The sequence below is a fragment of the Sphingobium sp. KCTC 72723 genome, assembly GCF_014280435.1.
In the GTDB taxonomy this organism is placed as follows: domain Bacteria; phylum Pseudomonadota; class Alphaproteobacteria; order Sphingomonadales; family Sphingomonadaceae; genus Sphingobium.
Genome location: NZ_CP060388.1, coordinates 517,416 through 540,279 on the forward strand (window position 1 = coordinate 517,416; position 22,864 = coordinate 540,279).

Genomic DNA, 22,864 nt, shown 5'->3' on the forward strand with positions numbered 1-22,864 from the left:
GCCCGGCGCGGACGATCAGTCCGCCAAAGGTCAGCCGCGACATTATTCCTACCCCTTGATATGCAAAACGCAGATCAGCGTGAACAGCCGGCGCGCCGTGTCGAAATCGACGGCGATCTTGCCCTCCAGCCGCTCGATCAGCATGTCGGCGGCATCATTGTGGATACCGCGCCGCGCCATGTCGACCGTTTCGATCTGCGCCGGGGATGCATTGCTGATCGCCTGATAATAGCTGTCGCAAATGGCGAAATATTCGCGGATCGGTCGCCGGAAACGGCCCAGACCCAGGATGATCGCTTCCAGTGGCGCATCATCTTCCCGGTTGATGGCAATGACCAGCCGCCCGTCCTCGACCCGCAGCACGACCTTGTAGGGACCGGCATAGCCATCGGCATGGACCCGCTGCGGCGCGAAGTGATTATCTTCCAGCAGGTCGAATATGGCGATGCGCCGTTCCTGCTCCACATCGGCGTTGCGCCACAGGATCGTGCGCTGGTCCAACTGGATATCTATGATGCGCGGATCGGCCATGGTGCAAGCCAACAGTCAGTGCGGCGGCGCGCGCATAAATGCAAGCGGGACTTATCCACAGATGCTTTGCGCGTCCGCCCTTGCGCTGTGCGCGCGGCAGGTGGAATAGGGGGCCATGGTCGAACTGCTGAAAATCAATACCGCCGAAACGGGCGGCACCGAATTGCCGCGCAATGTGGAGGCGGAGGCTGCGCTGCTGGGCGCACTGATGATCGACAACCGCATTGCCGAAGACGTGCAGTTGCGGATCAAGTCGGAACATTTTTTCGAGCCGCTCCATGGCCGCATCTACGACGCGATCATGCGCCTGCTGGACAAGGACATGGTCGCCAATCCGGTGACGCTCAAACCCATGCTGGAGCAGGATCCGGCGCTGAAAGAACTGGGCGGCCCGGCCTATCTGGCGCAACTGACCGGCAATGGCGCGGCGCTGATCGGCGCGCGGGACTTCGCGATCCAGATTTACGACCTCGCGCTGCTGCGCCAGCTTGTCAGTGTCGGGCGCGAACTGGTTGAAAACGCAATGGACACCAGCGAGGAAGTCAATCCGCGCGAACAGATAGAGGCGGCCGAAGTCGCCCTCTACAAAGTGTCCGAAGGGGAGGGCGAAAGTGGTTCGGTCAAGAGCTTCCTGACCGCCTCCACGCTGGCGGTGCAGGTCGCCGAACGCGCGCTGAACAGCGGCGGCCATGTGTCGGGCATTACCACGGGCATCAACAGCCTGAACGCGAAGATCGGTGGTCTGCACAATTCGGACTTGATGATTTTGGCGGGTCGTCCGGGTATGGGCAAGACGTCGCTGGCCACCAACATCGCCTATAATGCTGCGTCACGATGGCTGCGCGACAATGCAGACGGCATCCCGCCGGAAAAGAATATGGGGGCCAAAACCGCCTTCTTTTCGCTCGAAATGTCCGCCGATCAGCTTGCGACCCGCGTGCTGGCGGAACAGTCCGGCATCAGCGGCGAAGCGCTGCGCATGGGCAAGATCAGCCGTGCCGATTTTCAGAACCTGTCGCGTGCCGCCCGCGAATTGCAGGAACTGCCGCTCTATATCGACGATACGCCCGGCCTGACGATCGCTGCGCTACGCACCCGTGCCCGCCGGTTGAAACGGCGCCATGATGTCGGTTTCATCGTGGTCGATTATCTCCAGTTGCTGCAAGGCACCGGGCGCGGCAACGAAAATCGCGTGAACGAAATCTCGGAAATTTCGCGCGGGTTGAAGACGCTGGCCAAGGAACTGCACGTCCCCGTGCTGGCCCTGTCGCAGCTGAGCCGTGCGGTCGAACAGCGTGAGGACAAGCGGCCCCAGCTATCCGATCTGCGTGAATCCGGATCGATCGAGCAGGACGCGGACATGGTCTGGTTCGTGTTTCGTGAGGATTATTACGAAGCGGCCAAGGAACCCAAGCCCGACGACGAATCCGCCTATGCGATCTGGAAAGAGAATATGGAGCGAATCTATGGCCTGGCCGAAGTCATCATCGCCAAGCAGCGGCACGGTTCGACTGGCCGCATCCGTATGAAGTTCGACGCGAAAATCACGCGCTTCTCGGACGTTGCCGACGATAGCTATCAGGACATGGATATCGAGTGAGTAAATCCTCCCCTGACAGGGGAGGGGCGTCACCCTCTCAATAAGGCGACACCCCTCCGTCAGCACGTCGTGCTGCCACCTCCCCTGTCAGCGGAGGATTTGAAACTAAGCCATCTTGGCCCGCGCGGCGACGCGCTTCTCCAGCATCGACAACGGCATCGCGCCTTCTTCAAGAATGGCGTGGAACTGCTTGAGATCGAAGCGATTCCCCATCGCGGCCTGCGCGTCGTTTCGCGCCTTGGTCCAGACGCCATGGCCGACCTTGTAACTGGTCGCCTGACCCGGCTGGGTGCAATAACGCTCAACCTCACGCTGGCAGCGGGCAGGGGTGAAGCCCGTCTTTTCGACCATATAGGCCGTGGCCTTCTCCCGGCTCCACTGCTTGGCGTGGATGCCGGTGTCGACCACGAGCCGCGCCGCGCGGAACAGGAAGGATTGCAGATAGCCCGCCCGATCCAGCGGCGTCGCATAGCCTTTCAACTCGTCCGACAATTGTTCGGCATAGAGCGCCCAGCCTTCGCTATAGGCGCTCATGAAGGCGGTCTTGCGCAGCATCGGCACGTCGCCCGCCGTCTGCGCAGTCGAAATCTGCAAGTGATGCCCCGGCACCCCTTCATGATAGTTGAGCGCAGGCAGCGTATATTTGGGCCAGTCGCCAATTTCCTTCAGGTTGATGAAGAAAATCGCCGGGCGCGTGCCGTCCAATGCGGCGCGGTTATAATAGCCGTTCGATGCACCATCCTGAATCTCCACCGGCACCGCCCGAATTTCCAGCGGCGTGTCGGGAATGGTCGCGAACGCCAGCGGCAGTTTCGCCTGCATCAGCTTGGCTTCGGCATTGAGCGCCGCGATCAGGTCCGTGCGGCCCTGCGCCGTATCGGGATAGACCTGCGACGGGTCGGCGTTCAGCGCCGCCAGCCGCTCGCCGATCGTCCCCTTGGTATAGCCTGCTGCTTGCAGGATGGTGTTGAGCTGCGCGCTGATGTCGGCGACCTGTTCCACACCCATGGCATGAATCGCCCCGGCCGACAGGTCGGTCGTGGTCGCGCTCTTGAGCGCCGCAGCATAAATTTCGTCTCCGCGCGGGGTGCGCCACACGCCATCGCCTGCCGCTGTCTTGGGAGCCAGTGCTTCGATCATCGCAATCTGCGCGTCGAGCGCAGGATAAATGCTCTTGTCCACGATGGCGCTCGCCTGACCCTGCCAATCGCCCGCTATCCCTTTCGCGGCCGCGCGCTTGACCAGTGACTGGACCAGACTGCTGGTCGCAGCAGGCTGCCCACGCAATTTCTTCATCTGCACCAATGTCAGGTCCAGCGACCAGCCGGGCGCGAGATAGCCGCGCGCCGCCTCATCGCGTTGCAGCGCCGTTTCGGTGCGCAGGTTGCGGGCAAATGCCTCCATCCGCGCCAGATAGGCGTCGCCATCGGCCGCTGCGTTGATCGTATGCGCGGTGTTCAGGAAATCGGGCGTGGAAAAATAGCTGCCCCCTTGCTGGAAGATGCGATAGGGGCGCACTGCGCTGTTCAGCCCGAATTTGGCCGGAGCGATCGTCTGCTGGTCCAGCGCATAGATGATCACTTCCAGGTTCAGCCGCTGCGCGTCGGACAGGCTGGCCGATTTGAAGCCCTCCAGTTCCTTGATCGCTGCCTGCGTATTGGCCAACCGCTTCATCATCGCTGACTTGCTATTGTCGTCCAGCTGGCTCTTGGCCCCGGCCCGCGCGCCCTTGTCCAGTCCCAGGCTGGTGACGAAGGTCGGCGACAGGTCCAGTTGCCGCTCGAAAATGGTCGCGAACGCCGCCGACAGCCGCGCATCGTCCGCCCCGGCACCTTGGGCAAAGGCACGCGGAGCAGCGGTAGCGACGGCAATCGCGCCGGTGGAAAGCAGGAAATGACGACGGTCCATGGAATGTTTCCCTTATATTTGCATAAGTGAAACTTCTAAACCGTCGATGCGATCCGTCCAGTGCTTTGTAACATTGTTGCGTGGCTGTCCGCATCGCTTGAACGGGCCATGGCGGCTGGCGTGCGCAGATGCGCCTCCAGCAGGTCCAGAATCACGCTGTCCTCCTCCGCATCGAATTTGCGCGCGAACAGGTCCGGGCTGAGCGTCAGGCGCAGCGCGTCGGCGGTCAGGAAGGTGCGCGGGCGCAGTTTGATGTCGCCATCTGGCACCCAGTCGATCGTGCGTAAATCGTCATTGGCCAATTTTGGCGCGGGAAAGCCATTCATCATCACCGTCTGGAAAAATCCTTCGTCGGCAATCAATGTCCGGCGATAGAAACGCTTGAACGGATTGGCGCGCGGATCGCGCGTCACGAATGCGCAGAAATCGCGCGTGACCGCTTTCCACTGGGTGCCGATATAGGGGGTGATACCACGCATAGCGCGGCGCGGGATGCCGGTGCGGACGATGCGGTTGAACGCTTCCAGGAAATAATGGCTCAATCGGTTCATCGTGTCGGGGCGCACCGCCTGTTGCGGCACGGCGCGAATGAATTGGGCGCCGTCCTGCTGGCCCAGATAATCGGCGATATAGGCCTGCGATTTCAGCGGGAAATCCTGCCCGCTCAGGTTGATATAATATTTCCAGTCCGCGCCCATCTGCAACAGTTTTTCCATACCGCGCAATTCGGCATCGACCAGGCTGTACCCGCCCCACAACATCTTGCGCGACGGCAGCATGGCAGTGTTGGCATAGGGTTTGAGGAAAGCGGCAATGTCGGCCGTCATCGCCGGCCCGGATCGCTGATCGACATGGATCAGATAATGATTGCCCGATGCGTGGATCGCCCGGAACATGCGTTTGAACTGTTCGGGGAAACGGTGAACCAGAATGAGATAAGCGATCATGCAAGGCGTACTCCATCGGACGCACACCGGCCCAACGGTCGATGCGGTGCAGGTGTTTCCAGCCTTTTGGAAAGGGATCGAGCCAAGGGGACCGACCGGCATAAGGGGTTCAGGGCGAAGCGAGGCCGCTTCGGGACATATGCCGAAACCTCCATATAGGGACGACATGCGGGGATTCTTAGAGGGCGACGAAAATCAGCGCCCCAGATGCAAAAGCCAGATGCAAAAGAGCGCCGCCTTTGCCCGGCGGCGCTCCCTGCATGTTCCCACTAACGGTCGATCAGAATACCGGCATATTGGCCGGATCGTCCGCATCCACTGCCGGGATCGGCGTCACCGGCGAATGGATGCCGCACTCCACCTTGTCCCACCCGCGCCAGCGGCCTGCGCGCGGGTCTTCGCCCGGCATCACCTTGGACGTGCAGGGTTCGCAACCGATCGACAGATAGCCTTGCGCTTCCAGCGGATGGCGCGGCAGATCATGTTCGGCGAACCAGGCTTGCAGATCATCCTTGGTCCAGTCGCCCAGCGGGTTGATCTTGAGCAGCCCGTCCTCGACCTCGAACCGGGGCAGGTTCTGCCGCGTCACGGACTGGAACGCCTTGCGCCCGGAAATCCAGGCGTCCAGCCCATCCTTGGCGCGCTTCATCGGCTCGACCTTGCGAATTTCGCAGCAGCCATCGGGATCATAGGACCAGCGCAGCCCCGTTTCATCCTTCGCCGCCAGCACGTCCAGCTTGGGCGTCACCGTCCGGCTGTCGGTAAAGCCGAACGCAGCCACCAGTGTGTCGCGATAGGCCAGGGTTTCGGCAAACATCTTCATCGTATCGACGAAGATGACCGGCACCGTCGGGTCCGCCTTCGCCACCAGATCGAGCAACACTGCGCTTTCCGTGCCAAAGGAGGAGACGACGGCCACATTGCCCGCCAATCCTTCGGCAAACACGCTTTTGAGCATGTCCAGCGTCCCCACGCCCGCAAAGCGCGCATTGAGCGCGTCGGCGTCGGCCTGAGTAAAGGCTGGGCGTGTGTCGATAATGTCGATCTGGCGGGCGGCATCAGCCATTTTGTGTCTCCGGGTGCCGCTTGGCCCACACAGGGACGCGGCCGTCGATCGTCTTCTGATAGACGTCATCATAGCGATTGAGGGCGCGCTCCACGGCGGCATCGTCCAGCGCCTTGGCCGGATGGAAGCTGTCGAAGCCGCAGCGGCGCATCGCCACGATCTGGTCGACCAGAACATCGCCGACCGCGCGCAATTCGCCCTGATAGCCTGCCTCGCGCAATATCCGCGCCGCCGAATAGCCGCGCCCGTCGCCGAAGCCGGGGAAATTCACTTCGATCAGCGAGATGCGATCAAGGTGCGGCAGCAGCTCGCGCGCATCCTCGCCCGGTTCGATGCGGACGGCCGTGGCGTTGGACTGTCCCGTGAAGGATTCGACCGTCACGGCCGGTTCCTGAGCTGCTTCGCCATCACGGAAGGACAGAAATTCAACCATGGATATCATTCCCATCCGTTCCACACACATTGTCATTCCCGCGAAAGCGGGAATCCATCTCCCGCGCTATCGGCAGGCGCCAGTTTGGAAGATGGGTTTCCGCCCGCGCGGAAACGACATAGATTTTGTTGCGACGCGACAACTCAACCATAGATCGCCTCCTTGAACGGCTTCATGCCGATGCGGCGATAGGTATCGAGGAAGCGTTCCCCGCTTTCCCGCTCCGCCAGATAGATGTCGGTGACCTTCTCGATCGCATCGACAACGCCATCTTCGGAAAAGCCCGGCCCGGTAATCTGGCCGAGCGAGGCATCTTCCGCGCCCGATCCGCCCAGCAGCAGCTGGAAATTCTCCACGCCCCTGCGGTCCACGCCCAATATGCCGATATGCCCGGCATGATGATGGCCGCAGGCATTGATGCAGCCGGAAATCTTCAGCTTCAATTCGCCGATGTCCGCCTGCCGCTCCGCATCGGCAAAACGCGCCGCGATCTTCTGCGCCAGGGGAATCGAGCGTGCATTGGCCAGCGCGCAATAGTCCAGGCCGGGGCAGGCGATGATGTCGGTGATCAGGTCCAGATTGGCTTCGGCCAAACCGGCGCCGACCAGCTTCTGCCAGATCGCGTAAAGATCGCTCTTCTTCACATGCGGCAGGACCAGATTCTGCGCATGGGTGACGCGCAGTTCGTCCAGCGAATAGGTTTCGGCCAGATCTGCCGCCAGGGCGATCTGCTCCGCCGACGCATCGCCGGGAATACCGTCGATCGGTTTCAGGCTGATATTGACGATCGCATAGCCGGGTGCCTTGTGCGCCGCGACCTGCCGGTCGATCCACAAGGCAAAGGCCGGGTTGCTACGGTCGATCTCATCGCTCAGACCAGCTTCATAGGCAGGCGCGGCGAAGAAAGCGCGGATGCGCTCCAGTTCTGCGACCGGCGGGTTCAGGCCCAGCGCACGCATCTGCGCATATTCTTCCGCGACCTGCGCCTTATAGGCTTCCACGCCGATTTCATGGACCAGTATCTTGATCCGCGCCTTATATTTGTTGTCGCGCCGACCGTAGCGATTATAGACGCGCAGACAGGCTTCCAGATAAGAAATAATCTCATCTTCCGGCACGAAGTCATTGATAAGCGGGGCAACCATCGGCGTGCGTCCCATGCCGCCACCGGCATAGACTTCCGCACCGATCACACCGTCGCGCTCGACCAGTTTCAGCCCGATGTCATGCAGTCGCATTGCGGCGCGATCGTCATCGGTGGCGATCACGCAAATCTTGAACTTGCGCGGCAGATAAGTGAACTCAGGATGGAAACTCGACCATTGGCGCAGCAATTCGGCCCAGGGGCGGGGGTCCGCCACCTCGTCCGCGCTGACGCCTGCATATTGGTCGGACGAGATATTGCGGATGCAATTGCCCGACGTCTGGATGGCGTGCATTTCGACCGTGGCCAATTCGGCCAAAATGTCGGGCGCGTCGGCCAGCTTGATCCAGTTATATTGCAGGTTCTGGCGCGTGGTGAAGTGGCCATAGCCCTTGTCATATTTCGCTGCGATCTCGCCCAGCTTGCGCATCTGCTTGCCCGACAGCGTGCCATAGGGAATGGCGACGCGCAGCATATAGGCGTGGAGTTGCAGATAGAGGCCGTTCATCAGCCGCAAAGGCTTGAACTGGTCCTCGGTCAGCGCGCCGGTCAGGCGACGCTCGGTCTGGTCGCGAAACTCCTCGACGCGGGCGTCGACGATGGCTTGGTCGTAACTGTCATAACGATACATGGCTTAAATCACCCACTTGCCGATGTCGGCTTCGGCGGTTTGAGGGATAAGGTCGGGGCGCACGGTCGGTCCCAATGCGCGGATGCGGTCCTTGATATGGGCGGGGCGAACGCCGTCGTCGGTGATGGTCGCGTCGATCACATAGGCACCGACCACGCGCAGCGCCGCTTCCTCCGTCCGGGCCAGATCATCGCCCTTGTCGCCCACATCGGCCGCTTCGCGCACCTGCCGCGACCAGCCATCGCCCGCCCACCAGATCACGTCACCGGACGACAGATCATTACCCGTCAAAATCTTCACGAACGCATCTCCGCCCCATTATCCTGTCTTTGCGCCCACCCGGCCAGCACATCGCGCGCCAGCGCATAGGTCGCCACTTCGCCTACAACGATCAACGCCGGGCTGACCACCGCTTCGCGCGCCACCATATCGCCCAGATCGGCCAGCAGGGTGCGCAGCGTGCGCATATCCGCGCGCGTGCCATTTTCCAGCACGGCGACCGGAATCGCGGGCGATACACCATCGGCAATCAGCTTGTCGGCAATATCGCTGGCAGTCGCCACGCCCATATAGATGACGAGCGTGCGGTCCTTGCCCGCCAGCCCCGACCAGTCCTGATCCGTCAGCCCCTTGCACTGGCCCGCCACGAAGGTCACGGCGCTGGCCGCATCCCGGTGCGTCAGCGGCAGTTGCGCCATCGCCGCGCTGCCCATCGCGGCGCTTACGCCCGGCACGATCTCCACTGGCACGCCTGCTGCGCGACACGCTTCCATTTCTTCGCCGCCGCGCCCGAAAATGAACGGATCGCCGCCCTTCAGCCGCACGACGCTTTCCCCCGCCAGCGCGAACCGCACCAGCAGCGCGTTGATCGCCTCCTGCGGCAGGGAATGGCGACTGCGCTGCTTGGCGACCGAGATAAGCTCCGCGTCCGGCGACGCCAGCGCCAATATGTCGTCGGACACCAACCCGTCATGCACGATCACGCGCGCATCGCGGATCAGGCGCACCGCCTTGATCGTCAGCAATTCCGGGTCGCCCGGACCCGCGCCGACCAGATGGACGGTGGCGGGGTTGGCGGTAGCAGATGCAGTGTCAGCCATGATCGCCATGTGGCGAAAAGGGCGGCCCAATTCAATTCAGAATGGGTATGCGGGGGATTAGGAAATGTTTTCCCCGTCTTTCCCTCAATCGCCCATCGCGCTGATGTCGATGTCCTTCAATCCCACGCCGATTGTCGCGCGCGGCGTCTCGATCTCCGCCGACGCTACCGGATAGGCGCAATAATCCGCTGCATAATAGGCGCTTGGCCGGTGATTGCCCGAAATCCCTACCCCGCCGAACGGCGCTGCGGACGATGCCCCATTGGTCGGCCGGTTCCAGTTGATGATGCCCGCCCGCACATTGGCCCAGAACTGATTATACTGGTCGGGCGACCCGCCGATCAGCGCGGCCGACAGGCCATAGCGGCTGTTGTTCGCCTCCGCGATCGCCTGCTCGAATGTTTCCACGCGGATCACCTGGAGCAGCGGGCCGAACAGCTCGACATCGGGGCGTTCCGTTATGGCGGTCACGTCGATGATGGACGGGCTGATGAAGGGCAGGCCTTTTTTGGGCCGGACCATATGCTTGATCGGCCGTCCGCCATTGCTCATCAGCCACAGGAAACTTTCGGTGAGGCCATCGGCGGTCGGATTGTCGATCACTGGACCCATATAGGGGGTCGGATCGGCATGGGGATGATCGACGATCAGCCGGTCGGCCAGCTTCTTGATTTCGGCAATCAACGTATCGGCCAGGCTTTCCTTGACGATCAACCGGCTCGCCGCCGTGCAACGCTGCCCGGCGGACAGGAAAGCGGACTGCACCACCAGCACGGCGGCGGCGTTGATTTCGGGCGTGTCCCACACCACGACCGGATTATTGCCACCCATCTCCAGCGCCAGTATCTTGCCCGGCTGCGCGGCGAACTGGCGATTGATCGCAAGGCCGGTCTGCGCCGATCCGGTAAATAATATGCCGCCCACCTGCGGATGCGCGGCCAGCGCCTTGCCATGGTCTGCCCCGCCCAGCAGCAGCCGCACAGCATCCATCGGCACCCCTGCCTCATGGTAGAGCTTCACCAGCATCTCGCCCACCGCCGGGGTCTTTTCCGACGGCTTGAACACTATGGCATTCCCCGCCAGTAGAGCCGGGACGATATGCCCGTTGGGCAGGTGCGCGGGGAAATTATACGGACCCAGCACTGCCATTACGCCATGGGGCTTGTGCCGCACCGACTGGCGCGCACCCATCGCCGCGTCCAGCCTTTTTTGCCCGGTGCGCTCGGAATAGGCGGCGATGGACACGTCCACCTTGCCCATCACGGCGGCCACTTCGCCGCGCGCATCCCATAATGGCTTACCGGTTTCGCGCGCGATCAGGTCGACCAGCGCATCCTCATGTTTTCGCACGACGTTGACGAAGCGGCGCAGCGTTTCGATACGATAAGCAATCGGCTGCGCGGCCCAGCGTGGCCACGCTGCCTGCGCCCGCTCAACCTCCGCATCGACGTCGCCCGCCTCACCCTGCCACAACAGGGTGCCGGTGGCGGGTTCATGCGATGTCAGGGGTGCAACCATAATCTAGCGATATGGCGGAAAAAATGAGCGGAAGGAAGGGGGCAGCAAAACAGGCTGCAAGGGCGCAGGAACGACATATGGCAACGCGGCATCCACTCGCCCGTCAGTCCAGCTTGTCGATATGAATATGGGGATAGGCGCGCTGAAACCGCTCTGCCCAGCGATCATAGGGCCAGGGGACCAGTTCCTCGTCGAAATAGGCCAGCCGCTCGCCATCCTTGCCATAGAGGCTCAAGCTATCATTCTCGCCGCGCAGGTCGACCCGGATGCTCGCGATCCGGGAAGGGTGCATACGCCCCGTGTCGCCCCGGCTACGCGCGGTGCGGTTCTTCCACCAGACAAGGTCGCCGCTGGTTGCCTCGACTGTATATCCACGGCTGGGATTGGCCAGCAGCAGGCCCAGCGCCATCGCGGTCGCGCCCCATCCGATAATTCCGGCCACTGGAACCAGCCATGGCGCACAATCGCCGGATTCGTCGCAATTTTTGAGCGGATCGACGGTGTAGGCTGCCATGACGAATATCATGCCGACCAACAGCATGGCCCAGGCCGTCAAACCCCTGCGGGCGGAACGTTCGAAGGTCGGCAATAGGTCTGCGGTGGCTCTCATCGATGCTCGATCCGATCCGTGCGGAACGCCCCGGCTGGATGCCAGGCGCGGTCTGCAAAGCAAGGCACTATCCGGCGGCGTATGCGCCGTAATATACCTGCCGATCGTTAAAAATCTCTGTGCGCCCGTCGGTGGCGGGCAGGAAGGCGGCTTTCACACCACCCCCGGTCCCGCCCCCAACGCATCCCCCATCCGCCGGATCGCCGCAACCTTGGCATGGAGCGGACGCCAATCATCGTCCGCGTCGATCGCGCGCCAGATCGCCTCGACTTCCTCGATATGCATGGAACAGGGCGCATCATCGGCCCAATGGTCATGCGCCCGTGCGCCCGGCATGGCGTCGAACTCGCGCAACAAATCCGCAAACGCGCGCCATTCCGCGCCGCCATAGTCCGCGCCATCCCGCACCACCCCGCCGCGCCAGTCATGGAAGAAGCGGTCGATTTCGGTGCCAGTGGTTACCATGCCCCGCACGGCCGCTTCGATCATCGCGTTCGCGCCATCGCCCGGCACCACGCCCAACCGCCAGCAGAACCGCCGCGCCATCGCATCCCCATAAAGCGCCGGAAACCGTTCCAGTTGCGCGATCAGCGGCGGCGCATCGGTCAGCGGGCGCAATGACACCGCCAGTTGCGCCACGTCCCAATGGATCGCTTCGGCCTGCCGCCCGAACGCATAAAGCCCCTGATGATCGAAATAGGCGGCCGTGAACCCCGCGTCCCACAGCGGCGTAAAGCGCCACGGCCCATAGTCGAAACTCTCGCCCGTCACGTTGATATTGTCGCTGTTCAGCACCCCATGCACGAAGCCCGCAACCATATAGCTGGCCGCAAGGTCCGCCGTTCGCTCGACCACGCGGCCCAGCAGTTGCGCTGCCGGATTATCGCCCGGCACTTCGTCATAAAGCTGCGTCAGCACATAATCGGTCAGCCGTGCCAGCAGCGGTGCGTCATCATGAAAGGCCGCGCGCTGGAACGTGCCGATGCGCATATGCGAATGGGACAGGCGCACCATCGCCGCGCCGCGCGTCGGCGATGGCTCGTCATTGCGCTCCAGCGCTTCGCCCGTCTCGATGATAGAGAAGGTGCGCGATGTATTGACGCCCAGCGCCTCCAGCATCTCGGTCGCCAGTATTTCGCGCACGCCGCCCTTCAGCGTCAGCCGACCGTCGCCCGCCCGGCTATAGGGCGTCGGCCCGGTCCCCTTGGTGCCAAGGTCCAGCAAGCGCCCGGCACCATCACGTAATTGCGCGAACAGGAACCCGCGCCCGTCGCCAATGTCGGGATTATAATGGCGAAACTGATGGCCATGGTAGCGCAACGCCAATGGCTGCGCCAGCGTGTCGGGCAGGGGGGTAAATCGCCCGAAATGCGCGATCCACTGGTCATCGCTCAACCCGTCCAGCCCCACGCTGGCGGCGGCCCGATCGTTGCGGAACCGCAACAGGGTTTGCGGAAAGTCCGCTGCCACGACGGGCGTGGCTATGTCGGGCATCAGCGCGTCGATTTGAATCGCGGGGCTGTAAATGGCGGCTTGCGGCGTCTTGCTCATACGGCGATATGGGGTCGGGAGGGCGGAAGGATCAAGCGTGAGCGGCTATAGCGACGGATATTGGTGGTCCCCCGATGGCCTGCGGCTCCATTATCGGGACTATGGCGGCGGTGCCGACGGTCGCCCGCCGCTGCTGTGCCTGCCCGGCCTGACTCGCAACGCGCGCGATTTCGAGCCGTTGGCGGCGCGGCTGGCGGGCGACTGGCGACTGATCTGCCCGGACATGCGCGGTCGCGCCGAAAGCGCGCAGGCCAAAGACCCGATGACCTATGTCCCGCTCACTTATTTGCAGGATATCAGCCGCTTGCTGGCGGACCTTGCCATCACCCGCTTCGTTGCCGTCGGCACGTCGCTGGGCGGCATCATCACCATGCTGATCGCCGCGACCCACCGTGAATGGCTGGCAGGTGCGCTGCTCAACGATGTTGGCCCGACGCTGGACGAGGCAGGCTTGGCCCGCATCCGTTCCTATGTCGGGGTCAGCCAGTCGCACGCCAGTTGGGTCCATGCCGCCCGCGCGCTGGCGGAGGGGAATGGCGACGTCTATCCCGCCTATGATCTGGAACAATGGCTGGTCATGGCCAAACGGCTTTACCGCCTCAACAGCGCCGGGCGCATCGTGCTGGATTACGATATGCGCGTTGCCGAACCGATCCGCGCGATGGGCGCTGCCGAAGCGGGCGTGGACATGTGGCCGGTCATGGCGGCCTTTCGCGACATACCCACGCTGATATTGCGTGGCGAACGGTCCGACCTGCTGAACGACGCTACGGCGCGGCGCATGGCGGCGGATATTGGCGAAAGCGCGGAACTGGCGACGATCGGCGGCGTCGGCCATGCCCCTGCGCTGGACGAAACGGACGCGATCGTGGCCATCGACCGGCTGCTGGAGCGGGTTCTTCGTGGTTGAAGTGGTGTGGCCTGAATCGTCAGGCGCGCCGCCCCATATCCTGCACGTCCATGGCAGCTTCACGCTGGGCGGCAAGGAAGCTCGCGCGATCCGCCTGATGAACCTGTGGGGGGATAAGGCACGGCACAGCATCGTCAGCGCCGCACCCGACGCAATGGGCGCGCGCACGGCGATTGACCCGGCGGTGCATGTCGATTTCCCCGCGTCACCGCCCTTTGCCGGAAAGCCGGGGGTGGGGCGCTTTCGAGATATAGCTAAGTTCTTGAAAAAATTCGATTTAATACTGACTTACAATTGGGGTGCCATGGATGCTGTCATGGCGCACAGACTGTCCATCTCGGTGTCGCAATTGCCGCCGCTTATCCATCATGAAGACGGCTTCAACGCGGATGAAACGGCGGGCCTGAAACCCCAGCGCAACCTCTATCGCCGCCTCGCTCTGGCCCGTGCCGACGCGCTGGTCGTCCCCTCGGTCCGGCTCGAATCCATCGCCCGAACCGTCTGGAAACAGCCTGAATCCAGAGTGCATCTGATTCGCAACGGGATCGACGTTGCCCGCTATGCCGATGCGCCATTGCCGGACGCTATCCCCGGCCTGCGCCGCACGCCGGGCAAGCTGCTGGTCGGCACGCTGGCGGGTCTGCGCGCGGTCAAGAATATTCCCCGCCTCGTCCGCGCTGTCGCGGCCAATCGCGACCTGCTGCAACTGGTGGTGGTGGGGGAGGGGCCGGAACGCGACGCCATCCTGGCCGAAGCCGCTGCCTATGGCCTTGACGATTTGTGCATGGCCGGGTTCATGGACCGGCCCTGGCGCTTTGTCGGCCTGTTCGACATCTTCGCCTTGTCGTCCGACAGCGAACAATTCCCGATCTCTCTGGTGGAGGCAATGGCGGCAGGCTTGCCCGTCGCGTCGATGGATGTGGGCGACGTTGCCAACATGGTGTCGCTTCGCAACCGCCCCTTCGTCGTGGGCGATGAAGCGGGCCTTGCTGGCGCGCTGCGCGCCCTTGCCGCCGACCCGGACCTGCGCGCTGCGCTGGGCGCGGCGAACCGGGACCGGGCCGTGCGCGACTATGCCGAAACCACCATGGTCGACGCCTATGCTGCCTTATATGGGCAAGCACTGGCCAGCCCCCTGATTTTACGCTAGGGGCCGCGAAATTCGTTAAGCCTTGCAAATGCTGCTATAGAGCCGCCTTTGTCCGGCGAGGGTCCGGTGTCGCTGTTTTGCGGGAGATGTCGTTGTTCAAGGGGTTGAAACCTATCGTCTATGGCGGCCGTGAGGTCTGGCCGTTGGTCGAAGGTGGCAAGGGCGTTGCTGTGTCCAACCATGCCAGTTCGGGCGCCTGGGCGGCGGCCGGTGGCATTGGCACCGTGTCGGCGGTCAACGCTGACAGCTATGACAGTTTCGGCAATGTCATCCCGCAAATCTACCATGGCCGCACCCGCCGCGACCGGCATGAAGAATTGGTCGCCTACGCCATCGACGGTGCCGTCGAACAGGTGAAGCGCGCCTATGAGATTGCCGGGGGCAAGGGCGCGATCAACATCAACGTGCTGTGGGAAATGGGCGGCGCACAGCGTATTCTGCACGGCGTGCTGGAAAAGACGAAGGGTATGGTTGCAGGCGTCACCTGCGGCGCGGGTATGCCCTACAAGCTGTCGGAAATCGCCGCCTCCTACAATGTCAGCTACCTGCCGATCGTTTCTTCCGGTCGCGCCTTCCGTGCGCTGTGGAAGCGCGCCTATTCCAAGGCTTCGGAATGGCTGGCGGCGGTGGTCTATGAAGATCCCTGGCTGGCCGGTGGCCATAACGGCCTGTCCAATGCTGAAGACCCGCGCGCCCCGCAGGATCCCTATCCCCGCGTGCGCGACCTGCGCGCAACCATGCGCGAAGGGGGCATTTCCGACGATGTGCCGATCATCATGGCTGGCGGCGTCTGGGCGCTCAAGGACTGGAACGACTGGATCGACAATCCTGAACTGGGCAGCATCGCCTTCCAGTTCGGCACGCGCCCGCTGCTGACGCAGGAAAGCCCGATCCCGCAGGAATGGAAGGACCGGCTGACGCAGATCAATCCCGGCGACATTCTGCTCCATAAATTCTCGCCCACCGGCTTCTACAGCTCGGCCGTCCGCAACCCTTTCCTGCGCCAGCTTGAAGCACGCTCCGAACGGCAGATCCCTTTCAGCACCGAACAGGCAGGCGACCATACGCACCAACTGGACGTGGGCGTGAAGGGCAAGAATTTCTGGGTCACGCTGGGCGATCTGACCCGCGCGCGCGAATGGTTCGGACAGGGCTTCACCTCGGCGCTCAAGACGCCGGACAATACGCTGGTATTCGTCGGCGAAACTGAAAAGGGCGTCATCCGCAAGGATCAGACCGACTGCATGGGCTGCCTGAGCCAATGTTCCTTTTCCAGCTGGATGGACAGCGAAACCAACTCCACCGGCCGCCTCGCCGATCCGCGCAGCTTCTGCATCCAAAAGGCGTTGCAGGAAGCGGTCCATGGCGGCAATTTAGACGAAAACCTGCTGTTCGCGGGCCATGGCGCCTATAAGTTCAAACAGGATCCCTTTTACTCCAACGGGTTCGTGCCGACCGTCAAGCAGTTGGTCGACCGCATCCTGACCGGCGACTGATGGCGGAGATTCAAGGGCTGGCGGTGCTGCATTATGACACGCCGCATTTCGATGTCGTGGAACCGGGCCAGTTCGTTCTGTGCGCGGTTTCCGGCGCGCGGATCGACCTGGAAGACCTGAAATATTGGAGCGCCGAATTTCAGGAGGCCTATCGCGGACCCGAAGAAGCGACTCGTTCCTTCCTGACGCATCGCGGCCCGTCATTTCGCTAATTGGGCGCATTAGTCCGTCTTTCCTAGGCCTATGACGGCAATAATCGCTTTCAAGAGGCAGTGAACGTCGGTTCATCGCTCGCATAAAGCGATTCGCCGCAATTTTGCTGTTTTGTTGCGGTTAAAAATGATCTAATCTTTCCTCAGAGGCGACAAAGATCGCCCATGAATGGAAGGATGTTTTTTGATGTCTCGTATCGACGTCTTTGGTGATCGTATCTGCATTGTTTCCAGCCTCCTGATCGTTGGCTGGTTCCTGTACAGCACGATTTTCTGAGAGCGCTTGTTGCGCGTCTCTGTCGCAGGATCTGCTAACCAGATCCCTGCGCTTGTCACTTGCGTGATCCTTTGTGAAATTGCGCGCGCCGGAACAGCGCTTTGCCGATGCTGGTGTAACGACGGGAAGATATGTCGATGTTCAGTCATGTGATGGTCGGTGCCAATGACATGGCCACATCCAAGGCATTTTACGATGCGCTGTTTCACGCCATCGGCGCAAAGCCCGGCATGGTGGACGAGCGTGGCCGTGCAATCTATATGCATAATGGCGCATTGTTCATGGTGACACAGCCGATCGATGGCCAGCCTGCCTGTCACGCCAATGGCGGGACGATAGGCTTCACCATGGCGTCCCCCGATCAGGCTGACGCCTGGCACGCGGCGGGTATTGCGGCAGGCGGCAACAGTTGCGAAGATCCGCCCGGCTGGCGCGAAAGCCCGTTCGGCAAACTATATCTGGGTTATATCCGCGATCCGGCAGGCAATAAACTCTGTGCCTTGCATCGCCCGACCTGACGATAGCCCGCATCGCATTGCACCCAAGTAAAGCTATTTCGACATTCCCAACCAGATCGCTAGATAAAATCGCAAGCATCATGCTTCGCGGCTTTTGAAGGATCAGCTTGCTCCGCGTCACCAACGGCTAAAGCGCACGGTGCCGAAGCGACCACGCCAGGTTTCGTGTTCCCTTGATGTAAGGAGAAGACGATGACCCCAAAGTCCGTTCACGCCCGCCGTCCGCGTCGCCAGGGCGCATCGCCACGCGAGACGATCCTCCATTCCTCCTGGTCGCGGATCGAACCGTTGCGCAGCGGCAGCGCCGTCATCGCGCCCGACGATTTCTGGGCGCGCCTCGGTCTTTGACCGCGGACCGATCCTGTCAGGCCGACGCGCTGGTCATGGCAAAGATGCCGGTCGCATTGCCGGTATCGAACGCCAGGTCCAGCGTGCCGGTGGCAGGGTCGACGTCGCGGCTGATGAACTCATAGAAAGAACCCGGCACCGTCCGCACTTCGCCATCGGCAAACAGCCGTTCGGCGCTGTCGGCGCGCAGTGCTGTCTGGCGGACGCGGCCGGTGGCCGATATTTCCAGCCTGTCCTTGATCGGGCTGCCCTGCGCCTTCAACCGCTCGGCCAGCGCAGCGACATCGGCGACCCGGTCGGTCGCATGATTGAAAGCATTGCCCTCCGTCGCGATCCACGCCGCTTCGCTCGATCGCGACAACAGCAGTTGATAATCGGCAAAGTCAGGCATTGCATGATGCCGGTCGAACGCTGCGACGATAGCAGGTAGCGCCGCTATCGCTGCGTCGATCGCCACGGCCTCTCCCGCGCCATAGCGTTTCAGCACATCATTGGCCGCGTCGGTCAATGGGTCGCGCGACGTGCCGAATATCCGCGCCGCTGCTGCGCCAAACTCTGCGTCGAACCGGTCGACATGCAGTTCCGACAGGAAAAATTGCGGGATGGTTTCGGGCCAATCGCTATGCACATAGGCGCGGCCCGTCATCCGTAGCCGGTCGAGCGGATATACCGCCGCCATCCGATAGCCCAGCGGCACCAATATGCGGGTGAAAGCATCTTCGCCACCGGGCAGCGCGCCGGTCGGTCCATCTGGAAAGCAGATCGTCCGCAGCGCGCCATGGTCGAACGTCACGCGCTCGCCCCGGTCCAGCCGGTCGTTGACATAGGCTGCGCCACTGGGGACGCGCGCCAACAGATCGTGAAACAGCGCGACGTTGAGCGCCATGGCGAACGCGCCGCGCGACACGGTGTCGCCGCGCTCCGCCAGCAGCGCCGGGTCTATCGCCAGCGTCGCCAATATGCTGCGCCCCGCATCGGCCCCCAATGTCGCGATCGTCAGGGCGGACAGGATATTTTCACTCTCGTTCGACATGCGCGGCTCCTGAATGATGGAGCCATTATCCCAGCATCTAGGCGATAGTGCAAATCGACTGGCCTACATTTTCTTGGGAATACAATCCGATCCGGCTGCCTTGATCTTGGCGCACAGCCGATTGGCTGCGTCGCTGCTGGCGACTGGCCCGGCCTGTAAGCGGGTGACGGCCCCGGCCTTGACGAGATAGGGTTGATAGGCGGACAGGCCGCCGACCCTGGCGGTCAGGCTGCTCCACAGGCCGCGTGCGCGGCCATCTTCGCCAAATGCGCCCAGCTGTACGCGCCATCCGCCAGATGCGGGGGCGGGCAGGGCGGCGGCAGGACGCGGCGCGGGTTTTGCCACGGCGACCTGAGGCGCGGGCTTGGCAGGCACAGGCTTGGCCACGGTCTTGGGCAAAGGCGCGACAGGGACGGGCGCAGGCTGGCCGATGGTCGATGGTGGCAACTCCGCCGAACGCACCGGCCCCGACACGGCGCGAGAGGGTGCGACAGGCGCGGAACCGGCCGCCGCCAGCGTCACGCTTTTCTCCGACTGCTCAAGGCTCGCCGCCATGGCCAGCCCCTGCTTGCGCTGCGCTTCGGGGATATATTTGTCCATCTGCTCCAGGCTGGTGGATGCCTGCGCCAGCCCGGACGACGACGCGCGGGTCATCAACGCATAGGCGCGCACCCAATCCTTGCCGATCATGTCGCCGTTGAACAGCGCAGTGCCGACGATATATTGCGCGCGCGGTTCGCCGCGCTGGGACGCGCGCTGAAGAAAGGGCATCGCCCCCGCCCGGTCGCCCTGCTGGAACAACAGCAGGCCCAGATTATCTTCCGCGCGGAAATGCCCCTGCGCCGCGGCCTTGCGATACCAATCGGTCGCGGTAGTCGCGTCGGGCTGCACGCCACGGCCCAGCTTATAGGCTTGGCCCATGTTGAATTGCGCATCCGGGTCACCATTTTGCGCCAGCGGACGCCATTCGCCGATCGCCCTGGCATAGTCGCCCTGTTGCCAGGCATCGACGCCGGCCTTCACATCGGCCTGCACCGGCGCGGCCATGCCCAGCATCGCGCCGATCACCACCGGCCCCCAGATATGCTTCATAATGTCATGCTCCTGCACGAATGATTTGCGGTTGCTATGATGAAACAAGGTTAATGCCTGCTTAGCATAAGCAACAGATGCTTGATCCGTTCTTAACCGCGTTGACGATTCGTCAAGGAAACTTCCGGGCAAGTTAACCAATTTTTAGGCGTACCTGTGTCATTCCCGGTCGGAACTGGATTTCCTGGGGGGATTTGCGTGCGGATTTTGGCTTTGGCGTCGCAAAAGGGCGGATCGGGCAAGACAACCTTGTCGGGCCATCTCGCCGTGCAGGCGCAGATCGCTGGCGCTGGTCCCGTCGTGCTGATCGACATCGATCCGCAGGGGTCGCTGTCCGATTGGTGGAATGAGCGGGAGGCGGAATTTCCCGCCTTTGCCCAGACCACCGTGGCGCGGCTCGCCGCCGACCTTGAAATCCTGCGGCAGCAGGGGTTCAAGCTTGCGGTCATCGACACGCCGCCCGCCATCACCATGGCGATCCAGAGCGTCATTTCCGTGGCCGAACTGATCATCGTGCCTACCCGGCCCAGCCCGCATGACCTGCGCGCTGTGGGGGCGACCGTCGATCTGTGCGAACGGGCGGGCAAGCCGCTGATCTTCGTCGTCAACGCGGCTACGCCCAAGGCGCGGATCACGTCCGAAGCCGCCGTAGCCCTGTCGCAACATGGCACGGTCGCACCAGTGACGTTGCACCACCGCACCGATTTCGCCGCGTCGATGATAGATGGCCGCACCGTGATGGAGGTCGACCCCAAAGGGCGATCGGCAGGGGAAGTCGAACAACTGTGGACTTATGTGTCCGACCGGCTCGAAAAGAATTTCCGCCGCACGGTCTTTTCCGTGCCGCATGGCAGCGTCGGCACGGCTGGCGCGGCGCGTCCGGCAGGCGGGGGCTTTGGCCGCCGCGTGATCAGCCAGTAAGGGAGCGCAGACGATGGCCGAACCCAAACCGCTCGCATCGCTTACTTCCGGCTTGCTTGCCCGCAAGGGCGCGGCCCAGCCCGCAATGCGCCGCCCGATGCCAGGCTTTGGCTTTGGCGCGACCGCTGCCGTGCAACAGGATGACCTTGGCTGGAACGACATGGGTTTCGATGTGGAGCCTGTGCCTTTGCCGATGGACGAAGCCCCGGTTGCCACCGGCCTGACCCCGATGCCCATTTCGGCATCGGTGGCCCAGCCAGAAACCGCGGCTGTTTCTTCGCTTGTGCCACCTGTGGTCATCGAACGGCAGGAACTGGCCGAACGGATCGCGGCACCGCGCAAGGTGGCACCCGCCACGCCGCGCAAGGCCGCGTTCACACTGCGTCTGGACGCGGACCGTCATCTCAAACTGCGCCTTGCCTGCGCCATCACTGGCCGCTCCGCGCAGCAGACGGTGACGCAGGCACTCGACATATTTCTCAACGGCCTGCCGGAATTGGACCGGCTGACACAACAATTGCCGCGTCGCGCGGCGACCAGTGAATGAAGGGTGGTAATCGCATGAAACGCACGACATTCGGAAAGGCGGCGGTTGCATCGCTGCTCGTCGCCACGACGATGGTTGGCTGCACCGGCGCGGCCTTTCGGCCAGCCGCTTCGGCTGTCCCGCAAAAGGGCGACCCGGCCAAGCTGGGCATCGCGGCTGAAAAGGCATTGGCCGACCGGGATGGCGCACGCGCCATTCAGGCGGCGGAAGCAGCCGTTCAACTGGCACCCGACAATGGTGCCTATCGCCAGATACTGGGCCGGGCCTATGTGATGGCGGGGCGCTTCGCTTCGGCTGAAAGCGCGCTGTCGGATGCCGTGGCGTTGGGCAATAATGACGCGCGCACCATCGTCACGCTGGCGCTGGTGCAGGCGGGGCAGGGACGTGCCGATGCGGCGCGCAGCCTGCTGCTCGCCCATGCCGACACGGTGCCTGCCGGTGACTATGGCCTGGCCATGGCGATGGCGGGGGATCCGTCCGAAGGCGTGCGCATCCTGTCGCAGGCGATCCATGATCCGTCGGCTACCGTCCGCACCCGCCAGAATCTGGCCTATGCCTATGCGCTGGCCGGGCGCTGGAAGGATGCGCGGATGATCGTGGGCATGGACATGGATGCATTGGCCGCCAACAAGCGGATTTCCGACTGGGCGCAGATTGCCGAACCTTCGCTCGCGCCGCAGCGGGTCGCAGCGTTGATGGGCGTGACCATCGACGCAGGGGATGCAGGATTGCCGGTCGCGCTGGCGCTCGCGCCCGTTGCTGCGCCGGTGGAAATGGCGCAGGTCGAAAGCGCACCTGCCTCGGTTGCCGAAACCGCACCCGCAGCGATCATGCCGCCAACGCCTGTGCAGGTCGCCATTGCTGCGCCCGCATCGCCCCCGCCCCCGGTTGCAAAGGCCGAGCCTGTCCGCGTTGCGACCCAGGTTCGTGCCAAGGTCCAGCCCGTTGCTGCGCCGGTCGCCCGGATGCAGCAGGTTGCCTTTATCAAGCCGGTTGGCACGGGGGCCAGCAACTGGGTGGTTCAGCTTGGTGCCTATGACACGGCGGCGATCGCCAAGGAAAAATGGATGAACATGGCGGGGCGCAGCAGCACGCTGGCCGCGTTCCCGGTCCTCACCAGTCAGGCGACCGTCCGGGGCAAGCCCTATCATCGCCTGGCCATCAGCGGCTTTGCCAGCCGGGCCGATGCGCTGGTGGCGTGCCGGACGATCCAGTCGCAGCATGGCCAATGTTTCGTGCGGGAAACTGCGCCAGGTGCCACGCCGCAACGCTGGGCGATTGCGTCCAGGGGACGTCAGTTCGCGTCGCGCTAAAAAAGTCT

Annotated in this window: 23 protein-coding genes; 10 read left to right on the top strand and 13 right to left on the bottom strand. The window is 62.9% G+C overall.

What is annotated here, in order from left to right:
* Positions 1–48 precede the first annotated feature (48 nt).
* Positions 49–531 (bottom strand): UPF0262 family protein, encoded by a 483-nt coding sequence (locus SPBM01_RS02735; protein ID WP_188063902.1) that lies wholly within the window; start codon positions 529–531, stop codon positions 49–51.
* A 115-nt stretch (positions 532–646) separates the two neighbouring features.
* Here SPBM01_RS02735 and SPBM01_RS02740 point away from each other — a divergent pair, with 115 nt between their 5' ends.
* Positions 647–2,131 (top strand): replicative DNA helicase, encoded by a 1,485-nt coding sequence (locus SPBM01_RS02740; protein ID WP_188063903.1) that lies wholly within the window; start codon positions 647–649, stop codon positions 2,129–2,131.
* 105 nt (positions 2,132–2,236) lie between these two features.
* Here SPBM01_RS02740 and SPBM01_RS02745 read toward each other — a convergent pair whose 3' ends face one another.
* The 10 genes from SPBM01_RS02745 to SPBM01_RS02790 all read right to left on the bottom strand — a co-directional run bounded on the left by SPBM01_RS02745 (position 2,237) and on the right by SPBM01_RS02790 (position 13,039).
* Positions 2,237–4,039 carry a DUF885 domain-containing protein gene (locus tag SPBM01_RS02745; protein ID WP_188063904.1) on the bottom strand — a complete coding sequence of 601 codons (1,803 nt, stop codon included), beginning with the start codon at positions 4,037–4,039 and terminating at the stop codon, positions 2,237–2,239.
* A 35-nt stretch (positions 4,040–4,074) separates the two neighbouring features.
* On the bottom strand, positions 4,075–4,986 hold the full coding sequence (locus SPBM01_RS02750; protein WP_188063905.1) for a beta-1,6-N-acetylglucosaminyltransferase: 912 nt from the start codon (positions 4,984–4,986) through the stop codon (positions 4,075–4,077).
* Positions 4,987–5,266: 280 nt separating this feature from the next.
* Positions 5,267–6,052, bottom strand: coding sequence for a phosphoadenylyl-sulfate reductase (locus tag SPBM01_RS02755; protein WP_188063906.1), 786 nt, complete (start codon positions 6,050–6,052; stop codon positions 5,267–5,269).
* Positions 6,045–6,485 (bottom strand): DUF934 domain-containing protein, encoded by a 441-nt coding sequence (locus SPBM01_RS02760; protein ID WP_188063907.1) that lies wholly within the window; start codon positions 6,483–6,485, stop codon positions 6,045–6,047. Before SPBM01_RS02760 ends, SPBM01_RS02755 begins: the two co-directional genes overlap by 8 nt.
* 143 nt (positions 6,486–6,628) lie before the next feature.
* Positions 6,629–8,260, bottom strand: a complete 1,632-nt coding sequence (locus SPBM01_RS02765; RefSeq protein WP_188063908.1) for a nitrite/sulfite reductase — start codon at positions 8,258–8,260, stop codon at positions 6,629–6,631.
* A 3-nt stretch (positions 8,261–8,263) separates the two neighbouring features.
* A complete protein-coding gene (locus SPBM01_RS02770; RefSeq protein ID WP_188063909.1) occupies positions 8,264–8,560 on the bottom strand; it encodes a DUF2849 domain-containing protein in 297 nt (98 codons plus the stop codon).
* Positions 8,557–9,360 carry a uroporphyrinogen-III C-methyltransferase gene (gene cobA / locus SPBM01_RS02775; protein WP_188063910.1) on the bottom strand — a complete coding sequence of 268 codons (804 nt, stop codon included), beginning with the start codon at positions 9,358–9,360 and terminating at the stop codon, positions 8,557–8,559. The genes SPBM01_RS02770 and cobA overlap by 4 nt, the downstream gene beginning before the upstream one ends.
* 84 nt (positions 9,361–9,444) lie before the next feature.
* On the bottom strand, positions 9,445–10,878 hold the full coding sequence (gene astD, locus SPBM01_RS02780) for a succinylglutamate-semialdehyde dehydrogenase (RefSeq protein ID WP_188063911.1): 1,434 nt from the start codon (positions 10,876–10,878) through the stop codon (positions 9,445–9,447).
* A gap of 103 nt (positions 10,879–10,981) precedes the next feature.
* The gene (locus SPBM01_RS02785; RefSeq protein ID WP_223177762.1) at positions 10,982–11,392 is read right to left on the bottom strand and encodes a hypothetical protein; all 411 of its coding nucleotides are present in this window, start codon (positions 11,390–11,392) and stop codon (positions 10,982–10,984) included.
* A gap of 249 nt (positions 11,393–11,641) precedes the next feature.
* Complete coding sequence (locus tag SPBM01_RS02790) at positions 11,642–13,039, bottom strand: protein adenylyltransferase SelO family protein (protein WP_188063913.1); 1,398 nt, start codon at positions 13,037–13,039, stop codon at positions 11,642–11,644.
* A 37-nt stretch (positions 13,040–13,076) separates the two neighbouring features.
* Here SPBM01_RS02790 and SPBM01_RS02795 point away from each other — a divergent pair, with 37 nt between their 5' ends.
* From SPBM01_RS02795 to SPBM01_RS02820, 6 genes are all read left to right on the top strand, one after another.
* On the top strand, positions 13,077–13,949 hold the full coding sequence (locus SPBM01_RS02795; protein WP_188063914.1) for an alpha/beta fold hydrolase: 873 nt from the start codon (positions 13,077–13,079) through the stop codon (positions 13,947–13,949).
* A complete protein-coding gene (locus tag SPBM01_RS02800) occupies positions 13,942–15,099 on the top strand; it encodes a glycosyltransferase family 4 protein (RefSeq protein WP_262504309.1) in 1,158 nt (385 codons plus the stop codon). The genes SPBM01_RS02795 and SPBM01_RS02800 overlap by 8 nt, the downstream gene beginning before the upstream one ends.
* A gap of 92 nt (positions 15,100–15,191) precedes the next feature.
* Positions 15,192–16,595: an NAD(P)H-dependent flavin oxidoreductase gene (locus tag SPBM01_RS02805; RefSeq protein WP_188065520.1), complete on the top strand. Its 1,404-nt coding sequence runs from the start codon at positions 15,192–15,194 to the stop codon at positions 16,593–16,595.
* On the top strand, positions 16,595–16,807 hold the full coding sequence (locus SPBM01_RS02810; protein ID WP_188063916.1) for a DUF2093 domain-containing protein: 213 nt from the start codon (positions 16,595–16,597) through the stop codon (positions 16,805–16,807). Before SPBM01_RS02805 ends, SPBM01_RS02810 begins: the two co-directional genes overlap by 1 nt.
* A gap of 414 nt (positions 16,808–17,221) precedes the next feature.
* Positions 17,222–17,602, top strand: coding sequence for a VOC family protein (locus tag SPBM01_RS02815; RefSeq protein ID WP_188065521.1), 381 nt, complete (start codon positions 17,222–17,224; stop codon positions 17,600–17,602).
* 192 nt (positions 17,603–17,794) lie between these two features.
* Positions 17,795–17,950 (top strand): hypothetical protein, encoded by a 156-nt coding sequence (locus SPBM01_RS02820; RefSeq protein WP_188063917.1) that lies wholly within the window; start codon positions 17,795–17,797, stop codon positions 17,948–17,950.
* A 16-nt stretch (positions 17,951–17,966) separates the two neighbouring features.
* On the opposite strand, the gene SPBM01_RS02825 is transcribed toward SPBM01_RS02820, so the two are convergent.
* A complete protein-coding gene (locus SPBM01_RS02825; protein WP_188063918.1) occupies positions 17,967–18,983 on the bottom strand; it encodes a 2-oxoadipate dioxygenase/decarboxylase family protein in 1,017 nt (338 codons plus the stop codon).
* A 63-nt stretch (positions 18,984–19,046) separates the two neighbouring features.
* Positions 19,047–20,075, bottom strand: a complete 1,029-nt coding sequence (locus tag SPBM01_RS02830; RefSeq protein WP_188063919.1) for an SPOR domain-containing protein — start codon at positions 20,073–20,075, stop codon at positions 19,047–19,049.
* A gap of 198 nt (positions 20,076–20,273) precedes the next feature.
* Between SPBM01_RS02830 and SPBM01_RS02835 the strand changes: the two genes are divergently transcribed.
* From SPBM01_RS02835 to SPBM01_RS02845, 3 genes are read left to right on the top strand one after another with little or no spacing between them, the layout of a single operon-like run.
* The gene (locus SPBM01_RS02835; RefSeq protein WP_188063920.1) at positions 20,274–20,996 is read left to right on the top strand and encodes a ParA family protein; all 723 of its coding nucleotides are present in this window, start codon (positions 20,274–20,276) and stop codon (positions 20,994–20,996) included.
* Between the two features lie 13 nt (positions 20,997–21,009).
* Complete coding sequence (locus SPBM01_RS02840) at positions 21,010–21,543, top strand: hypothetical protein (protein WP_188063921.1); 534 nt, start codon at positions 21,010–21,012, stop codon at positions 21,541–21,543.
* Positions 21,544–21,557: 14 nt separating this feature from the next.
* Positions 21,558–22,856: a tetratricopeptide repeat protein gene (locus tag SPBM01_RS02845; protein WP_188063922.1), complete on the top strand. Its 1,299-nt coding sequence runs from the start codon at positions 21,558–21,560 to the stop codon at positions 22,854–22,856.
* Positions 22,857–22,864: the final 8 nt, after the last annotated feature.